This is a genomic window from Paenibacillus sp. FSL F4-0100 (assembly GCF_037993005.1).
In the GTDB taxonomy this organism is placed as follows: Bacteria; Bacillota; Bacilli; order Paenibacillales; family Paenibacillaceae; genus Paenibacillus_AQ.
Map to the genome: position 1 here is coordinate 1,309,017 of NZ_CP150303.1, position 15,760 is coordinate 1,324,776.

Genomic DNA, 15,760 nt, shown 5'->3' on the forward strand with positions numbered 1-15,760 from the left:
TAGGAGCGAGTAAAATCATGACAGATATGTTGCATAAGGAAGGCTGGACCCTCGTATTTCATGAAGAGTTTGATGGGGAAACGCTCGACCAGACGAAGTTCTCACCCTACGGGTTATCCCATTGGAAGACGTTAGAGGAAGCAAAGGCGACCTATCAATTACGTGATAGCTGTATCGTGTTACAACTGCCTGATGAGCATAAGCGTGTATCCGCTATTGTTACGGGGATGCGAGATGGACTACACCGATACGGTGATAATCTCGGACTAAACCATCATGATCGTGCCTTCATGAATCTTGTGACGAAATATGGTTATTTCGAGGTACGTGCGAAGGTGGCGAGAGGGAGCGGGCTTAATTCAGCTTGGTGGATGATCGGGTTCGAAAATGAGAAGGAGCAAAATGCTGAAGTCGACATTTTTGAAATGTTAGGCAAAGACACACGTTTACTGAATACAACACTTCATTCATTGCGTGATACGAAGTTGAAGTACGCCCATATTCCGTATCGTACGGATGTAGACTTATCTGAAGATTTTCACGTATACGGCTTTGAGTGGGATGAATCCGGTATGAAGTTCTACCTGGATCATGAGCTATATTGGGAAATCGATCAGTCACCGGATTATCCGATGGTTACCTTGCTCCAGATTAATGATGGCGATGGGGGATGGATTGGCGACCTGGATCGATCCATTCCGTATCCGAAGGAGTTCCTCGTAGATTATTTAAGGGTGTATAAGCGTGAAGGGATGCCTATGGAGCTCATTCCGCTCGAAGGAACGGAAGGCAATCTCGCCCGGTCTGCCATTAGCGGGGTAGGTAACGATATTACATGGGGAGATTTGTACAATGCACAATCGCATATTTGTTATATCAATGACGGAGATCCGAATACCGCTTTAATCAGCAAACCGGAAGAGTCGTTACCTCACTATATTTATTTGGATTGGATGGAACCGCAAGCATTTGATACGGTATCGTTAACGACACGAGCTGGATTGAAGCAAGGTCCGACACAGTGGGATATTGAAGTATCTCCTGATGGTGTAACCGATTGGCGTAAAGTGGGTGAATCCGGGCAGGTCGCATGGAGCCATCGTGAGGATGAGCTAGAAACACACGAAATCACGCTTGCACAAGAAGAACGTGCGAAGTCGCTTCGAATTGTGATTCAAGCATTCAATGGGAGCCAAGAAACAGGAACGTATCTTATCCAGGACATAGCTGTCTATTTGAGCACAAAGGCGTAATGGATCAGAGCTGAATGCGTGGAAACTCTATGTGAAGGACGATGTGTTGATCGTGTTTGAACTCGACGTATCCGAAGCGGAGACGGATGAACTGTTGGCTGTACACATGGCCGGTAGGAAATGGATGGATGGCCTAAACTGAAGCGGTCGTAGTTACCTCAATGTAGTTTATTCGTTTATCACTTGTACATGTCTTTGGAATCAATGATTAACGCCGAAAGCCCCAATCCCATAAAATGGCGGTTGAAACGTATAAAATCAGGGTATTTGGGGATGAACAGATACCATCATCAGGAGGCGATGAAGTGAAGAAGAAGACCTACACGTTGAAACATATGGCCGGAGCATTTCTTGCTGGTGCCATGCTGTTTTCAGGATTTTCTCTGGCGGCTGCCAATCCCGAAGGAGCCGTAGATGCGATTAAACACGCAACATCTAAAATAAGCTACTACGTCAATGGCAAGGACCACTCTACACCTGCCGGTCAATTCATGAACCAAGGGACGGCGGCCCCGGATTCCATTATTCACAACGGCACGACTTACGTGCCTGTTCGCATGGTTTCTGATCTGGTCGGCCAGCCCGTGTATTGGGAGCAGGCTTCCAGGACGATCTCTTTGGGGTTTCCTGTAGTCAAGCTGTACAATGCGGCGAGTGAGACTGTTGGTTCCGCTACCTTGGAGCAGATCAATGATGGGGTAAAGGTGGAAATTACCGCATCCGGCCTCACACCAGGCAAGCATGGATTCCATGTGCATGAGAATGCGATCCAAGATGGGGATTTTAAATCTGCTGGTGGACATTTTAATCCGACCGACAAGCATCATGGCCTTGAGCATCCGCAAGGAAGCCATGTCGGCGACATGCCGAACCTGGTCGTAGGTGCAGACGGAAACGTGGAAGCGGAGCTGATCATTCAGCATGGAACACTTGAAAAGGACCAGCCGAACTCGGTGTTGGGGCGCTCGCTGATCATTCATGCCGGCGAAGATGATGGCGTAACCGATCCAGCGGGTAATTCCGGCGACCGTGTGGCTGGCGGGAATATTCCGGAGTAATCTAGTAGGTTGATAGTACATCGGTTTGCAGCATATGAAATCCAGTGAAAAACGCATCTCCACAGGGAGGTGCGTTTTTTTGATGGCTGTGCAACGAAGGTGATAGAAGGAACTGGTGGAGTAGTTTATATAAGGTGTAATTTTGGGGGGATACGTCGTTAACGAATGACTGCCATACTGTAGAGGATCATCGAAGTTCCGGTTTGGATCAGAACAGGTATACGGATTTTACCGTTGGGTTGTCCATGATTTAGAGTTTTTGATGGTTTTGGCCTTTCCGTTATTCGGACCGTTGTTGCTTTTTGCGGATATGCCGTAGAGGGTTAGTTAATTCTAATATCCAAGTACTCAGGAGTTTAGTAGTTTGTAGCAGACCACTAATTATAGTTGAAAAAAGACCGTAGATGTAAAATGTAGGACCCATTAGAATGGGAAATTTCGCATTAATTAAGTATCTATCTGACAGTTGCGGTGATTGTAAAAAAAGAACTCCCTTCTAGCTATTAATTCGTATAACGTCAGGAATGCTTCTTTGATATGATACAATGTAAATACATAATTAACCATGTAAAGGATGAGAATCTATGCCGGTTTACAACAAGCTAGTTCGGGATATGATTCCCCAAGTCATTGAATCTACAGGCAAAGAATTTCGCACACGGATCTTGGATGAGGAAGAGTATAAGAAAGAATTGATCATAAAGCTGAAAGAAGAGTCGGAAGAGTACTTTGCCGCTGAAAGTTCAAAGGAGTCATTGGAAGAACTTGCAGATATGCTTGAGGTTATCCGGGCATTGGCGGTGGTACATGGAGCAACATGGGGAGAGCTTGAAGCCTTGAGAGAGAAGAAGGCGGAAGCTCGAGGCGGATTCCAAGAACGGGTGTATCTAATCGATGTCGACGACAACGCTTAATGTCAAACTGATTACGGAAAACTTAGCAGACGATTTAATCACCGGGATGCAGAATGCTTCCGGAATCTATATAATGACTTCCTTCGTTATGCAATCAGGGGGGCGTTTATTGGCTCCCCATTTGAAAGGTGCGATCGAACGGGGACACCAGCAGAGACGCTGAACGATTGAACATTCAATTAATTAACGGGATCGCGCTCAAGAATAAGTTGATGCCTAGAGAAAGAAGAAACGGATCGGATAAATCATTAATACATAAGAATGGCGATGCATGTACATGAAGCGCCCTTGCAAGTGCATTAATCGTTAGCACGTAGGCGATTTTTTAACTTTCTCAATTTCAGTTATTTGCATTTGAGTATAATCTGTTTAGCAAATAATGGAGTGATATAAATGCCCAAAATCCAGGTTCCACCCGAGTTGCTGATTCAAGTCGCTGAGAAGTTCCGTATAGAGTCCCTGCAAATGGAATGGAGAATAAGTTCACTGGACCATCAAATGGATACCATGCTGATGTGGGAGGGAACGACGCGGCAGCGTTTTTTTGAAGATTTTCATAGAGCCCGCAGCGAAATGACCCAGACGATTGAATATATGAGATCAATTAGTGATGAATTAAAACGCATTGCTTATAGATTTATATTAGTAGATGAAGAACTATTACCTCTTGCCTTGGTAGGCAGCAAAGAGGAGCCCAAGACTTGGCTTGAAGAGGCCTGGGGCAGCTTGAAAGAATTAGGAAACGGAATAATGGCTGCTTCTAACGAGAGATATGATAAACGGTATTCTTCGGTGTGGAGCTTTTTGGATTACTGGACAGCTGGCATACCCAAAGGTGCTTACCAAGGTTATGTGGAAAGAGCTGATAAGCTTTTTGATTCCCCGAATGACTTCGCCAATGGTATGACCTTTGGAGTACATGGAACTATTAGAGAAGCTATTTTTCCTACAAATGCATGGTCTACAGAACATGTTGCCAGTATCATTGGAGCAGCAGGAATTGCTACAGGTGCAACAGTACCTCTTATGAAACCGAAAGATATATTGAGTCCATCTGTTAAATATGAAGTTAGAAAAGGTAATGATGGCTTGAAGCATGATTCGAATGGAGATGGAGGAGGAACGCCGAAGAAAGCTGAGGGGCCAGGTGAGGTTGGTAAAGTTATACCAACAAACAGTACTGTTATTAGTCCAGAAATGAAAGATAAGATATTGGAGGGACAACGCAAAAACCCAAATAAGAATGACTTAATTGGTGGGCATTCTCCTGAAATCACTAACCGTAATCCAAATTATGCAGTTGAAGAGATCTCGATTAACCCTGATGGTACGAGAAAAGTAAGGTTTACCACACAATTCCTAGATGGAAATCTTTCTAAAATTAAAACAAGTACACTCTTTCCAGAGTCTTGGACTGAAGAACAAATTCTAAATAGCATAACTAATGTTGGTAATGCACCAGCTATTTCTACCAGGTTAAGAGATGGGGCAACTTGGCATAGAGCTATTGTTAATGGTGTTGAAATTGATGTAATTAAAGCTGGTGAAAATGTGACCAGTGGTTATCCAACAGGAACAGTAAATGCATCTCGTCCAGCAGGTTTTTAATTCAACATTAATGGAGGCAATGTATATGTACAAAGAACTAGATAACCTATTATCTGCGGATACAACAGTAGATTCGTGGTACGATGATGGCTGTGTCATTGCAAACGAGATCCTTGCAGAATTTAGTCCAAGTGATTGGGATGAATTATCTAATCAAGTACTAAGTAAACCAGTAGAATGGCAAAGAAAATTGGCATATTGTTTAGATAATGAGTGCAATATGTATGAACTTAACATTTTAATAGCATTGCTGAGCACTAATGATGTTGAATTGTTCGAGATATGCATTGACACACTAAGAAGTTTTACAAATCAAGATAGTAAGAAAATGATACTAGATAATCCCATAATAATACAACGTGTTAATAGCATTTTATCGCAAACATCGAGCTTACCAGTGAAAAATATGCTTCAAGATTTTCTTTCAAAAATACATTCGTAATTTTGCGCTCTATACCTTGATTGGTTTTAGGTCTTTCAAGGTTTCTTTTTTTGAAGGGGGCTACCCAGTACTGTATGAACCCATCAATCATTAATGATCAATAGCGTTTTAGATCAGTATAAGACAAAATATTTAACCACAAGTCTACTTAAGTGAATTTTCGAATCGGTGGGCGTATATAGATTTCTCAGTCCTCTTTCCCGGATCTCTAAGTAACTATTTACGTTAGTAGCTGAAAAAAAGGACACAAAGTCCTCAATAGACTTCGTGTCCTCGAATGGTTCCACCCTAACGATTTTTACCTGTACTTCGCTCCTCTTAGATCTTCCTCAACGGCTTCACTTCAACGTCCTCACATCCACCGTATTGGATAGGACATCAACTTCATTCGGAATAATCCCTTTTTTAAACATATAATCGGCCACCTCTTGCCAACGTTGGCGGACGGTGTCATCAATAGGGTCTAGAGGGAATAAAGAGCCTTCTAACTGTTGACGAGCTATGGGCTCAGAGACTCCTTGGATATCTTGTATTAATTTGATAGTGTGATCGACGTCTTCGGACAGAAGCGCGGACTCTTCATTCAACCCTTCGAAAACTTCATACAAGAGTTCAGGATGTTCCTTCAGGAAGCCATTTCGAACAATATACACCGTATCATTGTCAGATTCAATGTCGCCTGCGGATATGACCAGCTCTGCACCGAAGTCGACGAGCGCAACGGCTGTAAAAGAACCCCATGTTGCCCAAGCATCGACTTGCCCGCTCTCAAAGGCAGGCCCTGCTTCCGTTGGCGGAAGATAGACAATCTCGACTTCGCTTGCATCGAGTCCACCTTTCTCCAGCGCTTTATATAGTAGGTATTCGCCGGTACCGCCGCGGTTGACGGCGATCTTCTTACCCCGGAGGTCGGAAGGGCTCTTAATGCCGGCTTCCGGCTTGGCGACAATGCCTTGATTATCTTGATCGCCAGGCTGCTTGGTAAAGATAGTGAATTCCGAGGAGCCCCCGACAAGGGCACTGATGGCTGCCGTGATCGAGCCAATCGTGATATCGATGGAATCTGCGTTTAACGCTTCGATCGCCGGAGACATGGCCGCAAAACCGCCGGTTTTTTCAACTTTCGCTCCGGCTGCTTCAAGCCTTTTATACAGGGGCCCGCCTTCATCGGATAAACTTAATGGCTGAGCACTGCGCAGTATGCCTAGACGAACGGGTACGGCCTCATCCTCAGGATTGGCTTGTTTCGCTTGACCGGCTTTACCACAAGCCGCTAATGTAACTAACAGAAGTATTAATAGTGCGTGTAAGCTTATTTTTCGCATAGGACACTTCCCTTTTTGCCTGATCATTTAGTGGATCTGATGAGCCCAAGTGAAAACCTTCTCCTGTTCTTCTTGCTTCGGCGTGGTTACCGCTTGATGGTCAATGCGAAGATGGGGCAGGATGTATTCTCCTACACGGTAAGCTTCTTCGAGCAATGGAACACCGGAGAATATAAAAGTTGAAATGCCAGCATCTTGATACTCTTTCAAACGCGCCAGAACGGTTGCCGGACTGCCTACGATCGTTGTGCCCGGACCTGGTCTTACCAGACTCATCCCGGCCCATAAATCCGGATAAATTTCAAGCTCCCGAGCGTCTTTAGGAATTTGGCCGTTGTGATTGCCAAGCATGCGCTGCTGCCCCACCGAATCGCTATTACGAAGGACCTTCTGCATATTTTCCACGGTTTGCGGATCCATCGTCTTTAGCAGCCGATCCGCTTCTTGCCAAGCTTCTTCGTCCGTTTCTCGAACGATCAGGTATAACCGGATGCCATACCGGATGGTACGGCCTTGCTCAGCAGCTAAAGCTTGAAGATCTTGAATCTTCTCTGCGACTTGCGGAGGCGTTTCCCCCCAGCTTAGGTACGTATCGATATGCTTGGCTGCCGTGAGGTGAGCCGCTTGCGACGATCCGCCGAACCACAGGGGCGGCGTTGGCTTCTGCGTGGAGGTGAGCTGTAAGGCTTTGCCTTCGGCGGTAATATATTTGCCATGGAAGTCCAGGCTGTCTCCGGCCACCGCTTGTTTCCATACTTCAATCCATTCATCCGTGTAGGCATAGCGTTCATCATGCCCAAGCGTTGAACCATAGGCGCGCATTTGTGCTGTGTTTCCATTCACGATGTTTAATAATACGCGTCCTCCGGAAAAATCATCGAAGGTCTGCGTCATTTTAGCGGCCAGCACGGGCGAAATCAACGGTGGATGAACAGCGATCAGAAAACGCATGTTGTTCGTGCTGGAAATGAGGGATGATCCAAGCACCCACGTATCATGCGGACCCGTTGCCAGCAATGCGCCGGTAAACCCTAATTGGTCGACAGCCGAGGCAATCTGCCTTAGGTAAGGCAAATCGATTTTGCGCGCACCCTCCGTGGACCATGGACTCCGGCCATCCGGCGCGGTTAAATACCAATACACTTCAACGTTGTCTTTATGTGCAGCCACTTTATTCTCCTCCAATTTCTACGGGTACGGACAAAACGGCATCTGAAACGACAATGTTCTTAGGCAAAATGTGCTGGCGTGCTAACAGATCGGCAACCCGCTGCTGTTCAGTGATGAATTCTTCGGTGATCGGCTGCAGCCCCCAAGGTCTGCGCCGCAGCGCGGCTTCCCATGAATCCATGGAAGGCCAATGGGGCAAGTCCCGGGCAAACAGCTCCGCCGCTTCGCGCGTATTTTCTTGAATCCATGTATCGGCCTGCTGCAACGCTTCGACGACGGCCTTGAGCAGCTGTGGTCGATTCGTTGCAAAATCTCGGCTGGCAAACCAGACGGAACGGTGAGAGATATGGGATTCAAGCGGCACCAGCGTACGAATGAGTCCTTTGTTATGCAGTTCCGTCAGCTGCGGATCGTTGCCGACCCAAGCCTCCACTTCGCCGGCCAGTAATGCCTTCGCACCCTCATTGCCTATATCCGCACGAGCGACATCATCATATAGAAGGCCTGCCTTATCGAGCGCGGTTGCCAGAAAACTCGTATGCCAGGACCCTTCGGACAGCGCAATTCGCAAACCCTTCAAATCCGCAACGGATTGCACTGACGATTCCTTGCGAACGACTAAGGCTCCGCTGGCTGTACGAGGATTAGATACCGCAACGTACACAATATCGATATCCGAAGCCTGCGCGGTTAACGGCGGCGTAGACCCTGTACCGCCAAAGTCGATTTCTCCGGAGGCGATACGCAGAGGCGTCTTCGCTCCATCGTTGTAGTCGACCCAGGCAACGGATGCATTATGTTCTTTAAGAATCTCTTCTAAAAAGCCTAAGCGGCGCAATACGAATAACGAATGATTATTGGGATGAACGCCGATGGTTACGTCTGCTTTACTTTGAGTCATGTGAGGGACACTCCTTTGGCAATGTTTTGTTCAGCCGCGGCTAACGGTTCTGGAAGGCTCCAGTCCCATACGTTCACGGGATTCGGGAGAAAACCATGTTCGAACAGGAACCTGCTCTGGGCATCAAGCGCCGTTAAATAGTCTTCGCGTAGTGCCGGTCGAAGCGAAATATTACGATAAGCGGAGGCTACATATTCAGATGAAGCGCCGGTTTCTTTTGTAACGACCCGAATGAAATCATTGGGATGATCTTTGGACCAATCCGCGGCGCGAAGCAGAGAAGTGAGAATCTGTTCAACGACATGTTCCTGCTCCGTCAATGCCGTGTCGACGGTCACGGTTCGGGGCACGCCATTGTTGACTCGCACCAGCGGATCCGGATGGAACCCAAGCTCGATCACTTCCTTCACGGCGACCGTACGGGCGGCCTCAAGCCCGGTAGCTCCTTTGACAAAAACGGCATCGATCTCACGTCGCTGCAGCGCCTCGATTTCGGTATTCCATGAATCCCTTCTTCCTTCAGGAAACGCCTCAAGATGAACGATGCTTACGTCATCCAGCGTAAGATTCGCAAGCGAGAGCGCATTATGAAAACCGCGAAGCGCTTGGGCAGCTCGAAAATCAATCTCTAAATAACGATGACGAGGAATCCCGATTCGTTTTCCACGCAAATTGCCAGGCTCCTGAATATCCGAGTCAGGAAGGGTAAGGATGGCTTGATATTCATCGACCCAGCTAAGTCCGATAAGCCGTGTATCACTCCCGGTAGAGCGCGCCCATAAAGCCGGAATATTTCCTCCTTCCCGCACCAGGAAAGGCAAGGTGTGATTAAAATGCGCATGAGGCAAAGCGTGATTGGCGTCTCTTGTCAGTTCCGCCGCCGTACATCCGGACTTTTCAAGCTCCTTATGAAGAAGCCCTAGGTCAAGGGCCAAACTGGCTGCTGTCGGAACCGGGCAGCGGGTAATCCTAATTTCCTTCACGATTTCTTGTGGTTTATCGATGTTAGGCATGCTTCAGGGCTCCTTTCTTTTTTCGGTTTCACGTCCGGTCATCGCTCGCTTTTGATCCACCTCCTTCAAGAAATGGTTATCCATTAACCCTTACAAGCGGGCTTATGCTACAACCTATGACCCTTTCTTTAAGGGATAGGGGAGGTCTTCTGCTTCATTTCGGCTTTCCACTTCGGTTATGCCCATGACCCGCTTAAGGATTTTATCGATGAATGCTGCCACCTCGGCATTTCCCCGTTGACGCGGACGTGAGAAAGGGACAATTCGATCCATAGCGATGCTGCCCTCTTCAATGAGCACCACGCGGTCGGCCAAGAGGACAGCCTCTTCGACATCGTGCGTAATCAAGACGGTCGTAAATTGCTGCTGCTGCCACAGCGATTCGATTAATTGCTGCATTTCAATACGGGTCAATGCATCCAGCGCTCCTAAAGGTTCATCGAGCAACAATAATTTTGGATGGCTGGCTAACGCTCTTGCTAAGGCGACTCGTTGTTTCTGACCGCCGGACAGCACGGATGGCCATTCATTGGCCCGCGCACCCAGCCCAACCTGCTCTAAAGCGGCTTCGGCTTTATGACGGTCTTCTTTTCGAAGTCCGATCGCAACATTATCGATGACCTTATTCCAAGGCAAAAGCCTTGCATCTTGAAACATCATCCGAGTTTCGGGATGTACATGCTGAACCGGTTGGTCATTGATCCATATTTCTCCCGACGTGGATGGTTCCAACCCGGCGATCAGGCGTAATAACGTGCTTTTCCCGCAGCCGCTTCGCCCGATAACGGCAATAAACTCTCCTGGCTTCACTTCTAGCTCAATGCTTCGAAGCACAGGTTGTTCGCCAAAACTTTTCTGTAATCTTGCAATATGAAGTTGTACACCATGGGTACAGGAGTTCAGGGTCGACACATCCTTTCAAACTTACTTTTGATAATTCGGGTTCCATTGTAAAAACCGCTTCTCTAACAACTTAGCTATGGAATCGGCCAACTTTCCAAATAAGGCATAAAGCAAAATGGTAAGAAGAATAATGTCGGTTTGCATGTATTCTCTTGCGTTCATGGCAAGAAAGCCGATTCCCGAATTCGTAGCAATCGTTTCGGAAACGATTAAAGTCAACCACATGATGCCTAAAGCGTAGCGTAGTCCGACTAAAATGGAAGGAAGTGCGCCAGGCAGAACGACTTTCCAAAAGAGCGAAGCTGAGCGCAGCCCGTATACGTTCCCCATTTCGATCAATCCGTTGTCTACGGAGCGAATGCCGTGCATGGTATTGATGTAGACCGGGAATAACACGCCGATCGCGACTAAAAATATTTTCGATTCCTCACCAATGCCAAACCATAGAACGACTAATGGAATCATCGCCAGATGAGGAACATTGCGTACCATTTGAATCGTCGTATCTAACAATTTTTCAGCGATGGAAGATAAGCCGTTGATGAAACCCAGCACAAGACCGATCCCCCCGCCGATTAAGAAACCAATGAACGCTCTTTGAAAACTAATTGAAATATGTTCGATTAATTCTCCTGATAACAGCAAATCTCTGAAAGAAAATAAAACGTCCTGAGGCAGGGGGAGGATCTTCCTGGATATCACATCTTGATTGGATAATATGGACCACAGAGCGATTAGTAAGATGGGGAGAACCCAAGGCATGCATTTTCCGATCATGGGATTGGAAATGAACTTTCGAATCACCTTCAACTCACCTAGCTTTCAATAATAGGATGGTAAAAATAAAAGGCCACAACTCCAGCAGAATATCCTGCTGAGGCTGTGACCTCCATTTGAATGGTCGGTATCTTTTAATGTTTAATAATTCCTATAAGTTTAATATGGGTTTGATTATACTTCTCCAGTTTATTTTCGTCAACCTGAATTTCAAATGCTTCCACGCTATAAAAGCGGGAAAGAGCTTGAGCTAACTAAAGCGGCCTCAGTACCATTTATAATGGGCCTGCAATGATGTCCTATTCCTAGGCACATCCTCGAATCTGCAGTATATTTAGAGAAGTAAATGATATCAAGGCGCATCCGAGGAGGTCGACTCAAATTAATGGAAGCGACAATCGAAGGACTTCTCCGTATATTGGGAGAGCATCACAAGGAGGCCCACGGCATTTCTGAGGGGGACATTCAAGCAAAGGAACAGAGCTTGGGTTTCCCGTTGCCGACGGTGCTGTGCGAATATTATAAGATTTTGGGACGATCCCCATATATCACCCAAGGGTGCAATAACCAATATGAACCGCTGCCGCTGCAGGATGTGTTCATTCCCGATGACACTTTTTTTACGACAGACAAAGCGTTTCTGGTTTTCTATCAAGTGGAGGAATCCGTAATATATTGCGGCATACGAATTCAGGATTTGGAGCAGGAAGATCCACCGGTCTATCTTTGCGCATGGAATTACCCCGACTGGCAACTGGAAAATCAGTCGCTTCAACGCTTTCTCGCTGGGAAGGCACTTGTTCAGTTGGGCGTCGAGGATCGGCTGCCGTATTGGGCTATTTTCGATGAGAGCATGTGGAGCTTGTCCGACTATCGCAGATGTATGCATCTAAAGGAGTCGGAGCATGAGATTGAGGAAGGGTCAGAACTGAATGCATGGAAAATCTACGTGAAGGACGATGTGCTGATCGTGTTTGAACTCGACGTATCCGAAGAGGAGACGGATGAACTGTTGGCTGTATACCTGGCGTCCTTTGAGCGAACTAGTTTGGAGAAGTTGCTGAGGGAGATGGGGAAGGCAAGCAACCTGCCTGCATTTCGATCGAATCTGTCAGAACAGTGATGGATTGAGGAAGCAAGTAGGAAGTGGACGTACGTAAGGGCTTTCTCTTATATTTTTGGATTACTGGGACTTTTCTGTGTTTACAATACTGGGTAATATTATGGTATAATATGTATATAATAAAGTGAAGTGAGGATGCTGCTAACACCCTCACTCCTAACAACAGCCGCTTTTAAGGGCGGTAGGCAGTTATAGGGACTAGAAATAGGTTGTTATCCCATCTACGGGCGGCCTATTTCTTTTTGTTTTGGTTCATTGCTAAGACAATTGTTACGACCAACCCGACCAGCGTGACAAGCAGCGATAAGTAGAGCGAAAATTCTGAGATTCTATTCGACTTGACTACAGTATTAACGTCTCAATTTCCCGATAATGGATACAGTATTAAGCTGGATTCCATTGTGGAGAACCAAACTGTTCGAGCTCAAGTGAGTACTGAGCATGGAGAACTCCAGGTTGTATCCAATGGCAAAGAGGAAATGGGCCACATTGAGGTGCCAAGCGTTTTTGGAGCAGAAGGCGACTTCACATTTAGAGGAAACTATAATGTAATATTTATACATGATGGTTCCGAAGAAGTGATTAAGGAATTAAATGATTTCATATTTGTACAGAAAACCGATAAAACCGTTCCTTTTGAGAAGATCAGTTTTGATAAGGTTGATATTTATCTTCTTACCCCGGAATATACCCCTTCCAGAGGATATAACTCATATGCATTTGCTATAGATAAGGAAAATGGAGAAGTTTTTCCATTAACATTTAAAACAAAGAATAACGACCGAGAAACTGTTAATTATGCAGTTGATACCTTCCCACAGAATGAAGATGGCAAGTTGGTTGTGTCTACTAGAAATACGGAAGGAGAAAACGATGAACAAGCTATTAAAAAAATAGTCTACTCATTGGATATATCCAAGAAGCAGTTCGTATCAGAATAGGTTAATTGGAAGAAAGTGCACTATCAACCTTGATCGTGCATTTTTTATTAAGATAATGGGCTTGGCGTATTGCTTGAACTAATATTCGAGGTTTATTAACATAAATTTAACTTTATTATTAAATATTGTTATTATTATGTAATTCATCTTCTTATTTGCTTTGATATAATTTCTGCTAGGTAGATGAAAGGGGCCCAAGGAAATTGAAAAAAGAAATTGGTATATTAATGTTGTTGAGTGCTGTTTTGCTTTCGGGATGTGGCTCAGAAAATAGCGGTAGTGATAAGCAAGGGGGGACGGGTGAGTCTCCTAATAAACAGGTAACAACGCAACCGATACAAGACACTAATGCAAAAGAAAAACTGATTATAGCTTCGGAAGAAAATGAGAACGTAAAACTTTATGCTGTCAACGAAACAGACGGCCAAGTTCAAGGAGTTAGGGTTGATGTTAACGGCAAACAGAAAGAATTCGATTGGAACATCGTAGATACAGGAACTAAACCACAGCTATTCTATACTGATCTTACGGGTGACGGTAAGGAAGAAGCTGTAATCCTGATCCAGACCGGTCGAGGGACAGAGTTTAATACTTATGACATTCATGTACTTAATGCGGAGGATTTGTCCGAAATTAAAGTACCTAATGCATTGGATGTTGCTAAAGAAGAAGTGGATTCTAAAGTAATTCAAAAAGCTGATGCGCTGGACATAACAGTAAACATCCAAGGTAAGGAGTATAAAACAACTTATCCTACACAAGATGATAACTATTCCGATAAGCTTATTTTTGGAGCTATAAATATTTATTCAATAGAGAATCAAAAAATTGTTGCCACTGTTGCTGGGAATGTTAAACAAATAGAATTTGTCGGTTCCGTTATAATCACTTATAGCTACGATAGTGCAAGCAACGAATTTAAAGCTGAGAAAATAGAATTTGATTCTGAAAAGTAAAAAAGAAGCTGGCAACCACCAGCTTCTTTTTTTTTTACTTAAGGCTCGACGATGTTGAAGAACATGTGGTCACCAACTTGTATTTTCGAAGTAACCTCTACCACGTCTACTCTGGCACCAGGCATTTTATACCAGAGTTTCCCTCCAGAAGTATAAGAGAGTGAATTAAAGAGCTTGGCTACTGTGTAATAACGTTTATCGTTAATCGGGTTCTTAAAGCTGCCTAGGTTTTGAGCAACGTTAACACAGTTACTCCATATGGCACTGTTTGTGTTTGGCGCAAGACATTTAGCTAAGTTATGATCCCAAAAACAACTAAAAGCACCTTGCTGGAGCACAACTGCTTCGATCGTATTTAGGTTTCCAAAAGGCTTGCCCGTATAATTTTTACGGTTCATAATGACGTAAGCAACACCTACACGTGAATCTGAGTCATTTTCCGTTTCACCATACAGTGTTCTTGCCAACAAATCGACACTGTCACGTCCGTAAAGCTGGTCTCTCGAAGTTAGTTTGTCACCAATCGCCATAAATGTTACCTCCATAAAGTTTTTGTAGATCACCGGCGTCTCACTATATAAAGAGAAATGAACATCTGATTTTACAACCGCTCTCGAATTTTATTTCAATTCACTAATATCCAAACTTTGTATAACCTCAATCATTTTTACATAGAGTTCTCTTCTCGATGATCGGCAGGTACTTGTAACAAAGAGGGCTATCTTTGGTGTGAAAGCTTCCACAATTTGTAGTGTTTCATCTCCTGATCGTCATGTTGCTGAGCTTGTACTAAAATCACTTCTTTACGTTTTTTTGTAATTCATTCTTCAATCCATTAATAGCCTCACTTAAATCAGATATTTTTTTTTCAAAACGAATAAGTAGATACGAAGTAATTGCAATGGGAAATCCTAAATTAGCTATAAAAGTAGCAAAATCAACTTCCGACATCATTCCTCCCCCTTTCGTTATTAACCGACGTAAATTAGCTAGTACTTTTAAGTGGAATTCAAGAGATTCTGTTGGGATACTCCGAAATCCGGGCTATTTCCTTTGTATTTATTTTTTGCATTTAAGCGTAAGATAGAATCATTTGTTGTTGGCTGGGAGGGATTCATAAGCTTAATGAAGTAAATGATCGGTAATGTGATCTGAAGAGATCACGCCTGCCTAATAAAGAGAGATGAAGCCCCATTTTTACAACCATTTCCCAAAATAGAATACAAATTCGCCCTTGCCTTGGAATGCTCTGTCAAATGGCCGTAAGATATGTGATTGAAACGGTATTCAAGAGAAAAACATGGTGGGCATCTTCTCAGACAATTGCAGTTGTTAGCGGGAGCAGTGAAAATGCGTATTAGGAGGTTATAGGAGAG

General features: G+C 44.8%; 16 protein-coding genes. 8 read left to right on the plus strand and 8 right to left on the minus strand.

The features are described from left to right. The first annotated feature begins 17 nt into the window (after positions 1 to 17). From MHH48_RS05710 to MHH48_RS05730, 5 genes are all read left to right on the plus strand, one after another. Complete coding sequence (locus MHH48_RS05710) at positions 18 to 1,253, plus strand: family 16 glycosylhydrolase (RefSeq protein ID WP_076326520.1); 1,236 nt, start codon at positions 18 to 20, stop codon at positions 1,251 to 1,253. Between the two features lie 305 nt (positions 1,254 to 1,558). Next, positions 1,559 to 2,311, plus strand: coding sequence for a superoxide dismutase family protein (locus MHH48_RS05715; protein WP_076326519.1), 753 nt, complete (start codon positions 1,559 to 1,561; stop codon positions 2,309 to 2,311). Positions 2,312 to 2,895: 584 nt separating this feature from the next. After that, the gene (locus tag MHH48_RS05720; protein ID WP_076326518.1) at positions 2,896 to 3,225 is read left to right on the plus strand and encodes a nucleoside triphosphate pyrophosphohydrolase; all 330 of its coding nucleotides are present in this window, start codon (positions 2,896 to 2,898) and stop codon (positions 3,223 to 3,225) included. Between the two features lie 393 nt (positions 3,226 to 3,618). Continuing rightward, positions 3,619 to 4,833: an EndoU domain-containing protein gene (locus MHH48_RS05725; RefSeq protein ID WP_083659866.1), complete on the plus strand. Its 1,215-nt coding sequence runs from the start codon at positions 3,619 to 3,621 to the stop codon at positions 4,831 to 4,833. A gap of 25 nt (positions 4,834 to 4,858) precedes the next feature. Then, positions 4,859 to 5,275 (plus strand): hypothetical protein, encoded by a 417-nt coding sequence (locus MHH48_RS05730; protein WP_076326516.1) that lies wholly within the window; start codon positions 4,859 to 4,861, stop codon positions 5,273 to 5,275. Between the two features lie 338 nt (positions 5,276 to 5,613). Here MHH48_RS05730 and MHH48_RS05735 read toward each other — a convergent pair whose 3' ends face one another. From MHH48_RS05735 to ssuC, 6 genes are all read right to left on the minus strand, one after another. Then, positions 5,614 to 6,600: an aliphatic sulfonate ABC transporter substrate-binding protein gene (locus MHH48_RS05735; protein ID WP_076326515.1), complete on the minus strand. Its 987-nt coding sequence runs from the start codon at positions 6,598 to 6,600 to the stop codon at positions 5,614 to 5,616. A 27-nt stretch (positions 6,601 to 6,627) separates the two neighbouring features. After that, positions 6,628 to 7,770 carry an LLM class flavin-dependent oxidoreductase gene (locus MHH48_RS05740; protein WP_076326514.1) on the minus strand — a complete coding sequence of 381 codons (1,143 nt, stop codon included), beginning with the start codon at positions 7,768 to 7,770 and terminating at the stop codon, positions 6,628 to 6,630. Position 7,771: 1 nt separating this feature from the next. Beyond that, positions 7,772 to 8,671, minus strand: coding sequence for an aliphatic sulfonate ABC transporter substrate-binding protein (locus tag MHH48_RS05745; protein ID WP_076326513.1), 900 nt, complete (start codon positions 8,669 to 8,671; stop codon positions 7,772 to 7,774). Further along, positions 8,668 to 9,684 carry an ABC transporter substrate-binding protein gene (locus tag MHH48_RS05750; RefSeq protein ID WP_076326512.1) on the minus strand — a complete coding sequence of 339 codons (1,017 nt, stop codon included), beginning with the start codon at positions 9,682 to 9,684 and terminating at the stop codon, positions 8,668 to 8,670. Before MHH48_RS05750 ends, MHH48_RS05745 begins: the two co-directional genes overlap by 4 nt. A 114-nt stretch (positions 9,685 to 9,798) precedes the next feature. After that, complete coding sequence (locus MHH48_RS05755) at positions 9,799 to 10,596, minus strand: ATP-binding cassette domain-containing protein (RefSeq protein ID WP_076326511.1); 798 nt, start codon at positions 10,594 to 10,596, stop codon at positions 9,799 to 9,801. Positions 10,597 to 10,608: 12 nt separating this feature from the next. Then, positions 10,609 to 11,364, minus strand: a complete 756-nt coding sequence (ssuC, locus tag MHH48_RS05760) for an aliphatic sulfonate ABC transporter permease SsuC (RefSeq protein ID WP_076326528.1) — start codon at positions 11,362 to 11,364, stop codon at positions 10,609 to 10,611. A 385-nt stretch (positions 11,365 to 11,749) separates the two neighbouring features. Between ssuC and MHH48_RS05765 the strand changes: the two genes are divergently transcribed. From MHH48_RS05765 to MHH48_RS05775, 3 genes are all read left to right on the plus strand, one after another. Then, positions 11,750 to 12,487 (plus strand): SMI1/KNR4 family protein, encoded by a 738-nt coding sequence (locus tag MHH48_RS05765; RefSeq protein WP_076326510.1) that lies wholly within the window; start codon positions 11,750 to 11,752, stop codon positions 12,485 to 12,487. A 401-nt stretch (positions 12,488 to 12,888) separates the two neighbouring features. After that, positions 12,889 to 13,428 (plus strand): hypothetical protein, encoded by a 540-nt coding sequence (locus MHH48_RS05770; RefSeq protein WP_144023534.1) that lies wholly within the window; start codon positions 12,889 to 12,891, stop codon positions 13,426 to 13,428. A gap of 203 nt (positions 13,429 to 13,631) precedes the next feature. Beyond that, positions 13,632 to 14,384 (plus strand): hypothetical protein, encoded by a 753-nt coding sequence (locus MHH48_RS05775; protein ID WP_076326508.1) that lies wholly within the window; start codon positions 13,632 to 13,634, stop codon positions 14,382 to 14,384. Between the two features lie 38 nt (positions 14,385 to 14,422). On the opposite strand, the gene MHH48_RS05780 is transcribed toward MHH48_RS05775, so the two are convergent. Then, entirely contained in the window at positions 14,423 to 14,914 is a 492-nt protein-coding gene (locus tag MHH48_RS05780) for a cell wall hydrolase (RefSeq protein ID WP_076326507.1), read from the minus strand. A gap of 265 nt (positions 14,915 to 15,179) precedes the next feature. Further along, complete coding sequence (locus MHH48_RS05785) at positions 15,180 to 15,338, minus strand: YvrJ family protein (protein ID WP_306024482.1); 159 nt, start codon at positions 15,336 to 15,338, stop codon at positions 15,180 to 15,182. Positions 15,339 to 15,760: the final 422 nt, after the last annotated feature.

What these genes read in the sequence shown, in the direction of transcription:
- MHH48_RS05745 (WP_076326513.1), bottom strand. Translation starts at nt 8,671, where the DNA reads ATGACTCAAAGTAAAGCAGACGTAACCATCGGCGTTCATCCCAATAAT.
- MHH48_RS05725 (WP_083659866.1), top strand. Translation starts at nt 3,619, where the DNA reads ATGCCCAAAATCCAGGTTCCACCCGAGTTGCTGATTCAAGTCGCTGAG.
- MHH48_RS05710 (WP_076326520.1), top strand. Translation starts at nt 18, where the DNA reads ATGACAGATATGTTGCATAAGGAAGGCTGGACCCTCGTATTTCATGAA.
- MHH48_RS05780 (WP_076326507.1), bottom strand. Translation starts at nt 14,914, where the DNA reads ATGGCGATTGGTGACAAACTAACTTCGAGAGACCAGCTTTACGGACGT.
- MHH48_RS05730 (WP_076326516.1), top strand. Translation starts at nt 4,859, where the DNA reads ATGTACAAAGAACTAGATAACCTATTATCTGCGGATACAACAGTAGAT.
- MHH48_RS05720 (WP_076326518.1), top strand. Translation starts at nt 2,896, where the DNA reads ATGCCGGTTTACAACAAGCTAGTTCGGGATATGATTCCCCAAGTCATT.
- MHH48_RS05765 (WP_076326510.1), top strand. Translation starts at nt 11,750, where the DNA reads ATGGAAGCGACAATCGAAGGACTTCTCCGTATATTGGGAGAGCATCAC.
- MHH48_RS05735 (WP_076326515.1), bottom strand. Translation starts at nt 6,600, where the DNA reads ATGCGAAAAATAAGCTTACACGCACTATTAATACTTCTGTTAGTTACA.
- MHH48_RS05785 (WP_306024482.1), bottom strand. Translation starts at nt 15,338, where the DNA reads ATGATGTCGGAAGTTGATTTTGCTACTTTTATAGCTAATTTAGGATTT.
- ssuC (WP_076326528.1), bottom strand. Translation starts at nt 11,364, where the DNA reads ATGATCGGAAAATGCATGCCTTGGGTTCTCCCCATCTTACTAATCGCT.
- MHH48_RS05750 (WP_076326512.1), bottom strand. Translation starts at nt 9,684, where the DNA reads ATGCCTAACATCGATAAACCACAAGAAATCGTGAAGGAAATTAGGATT.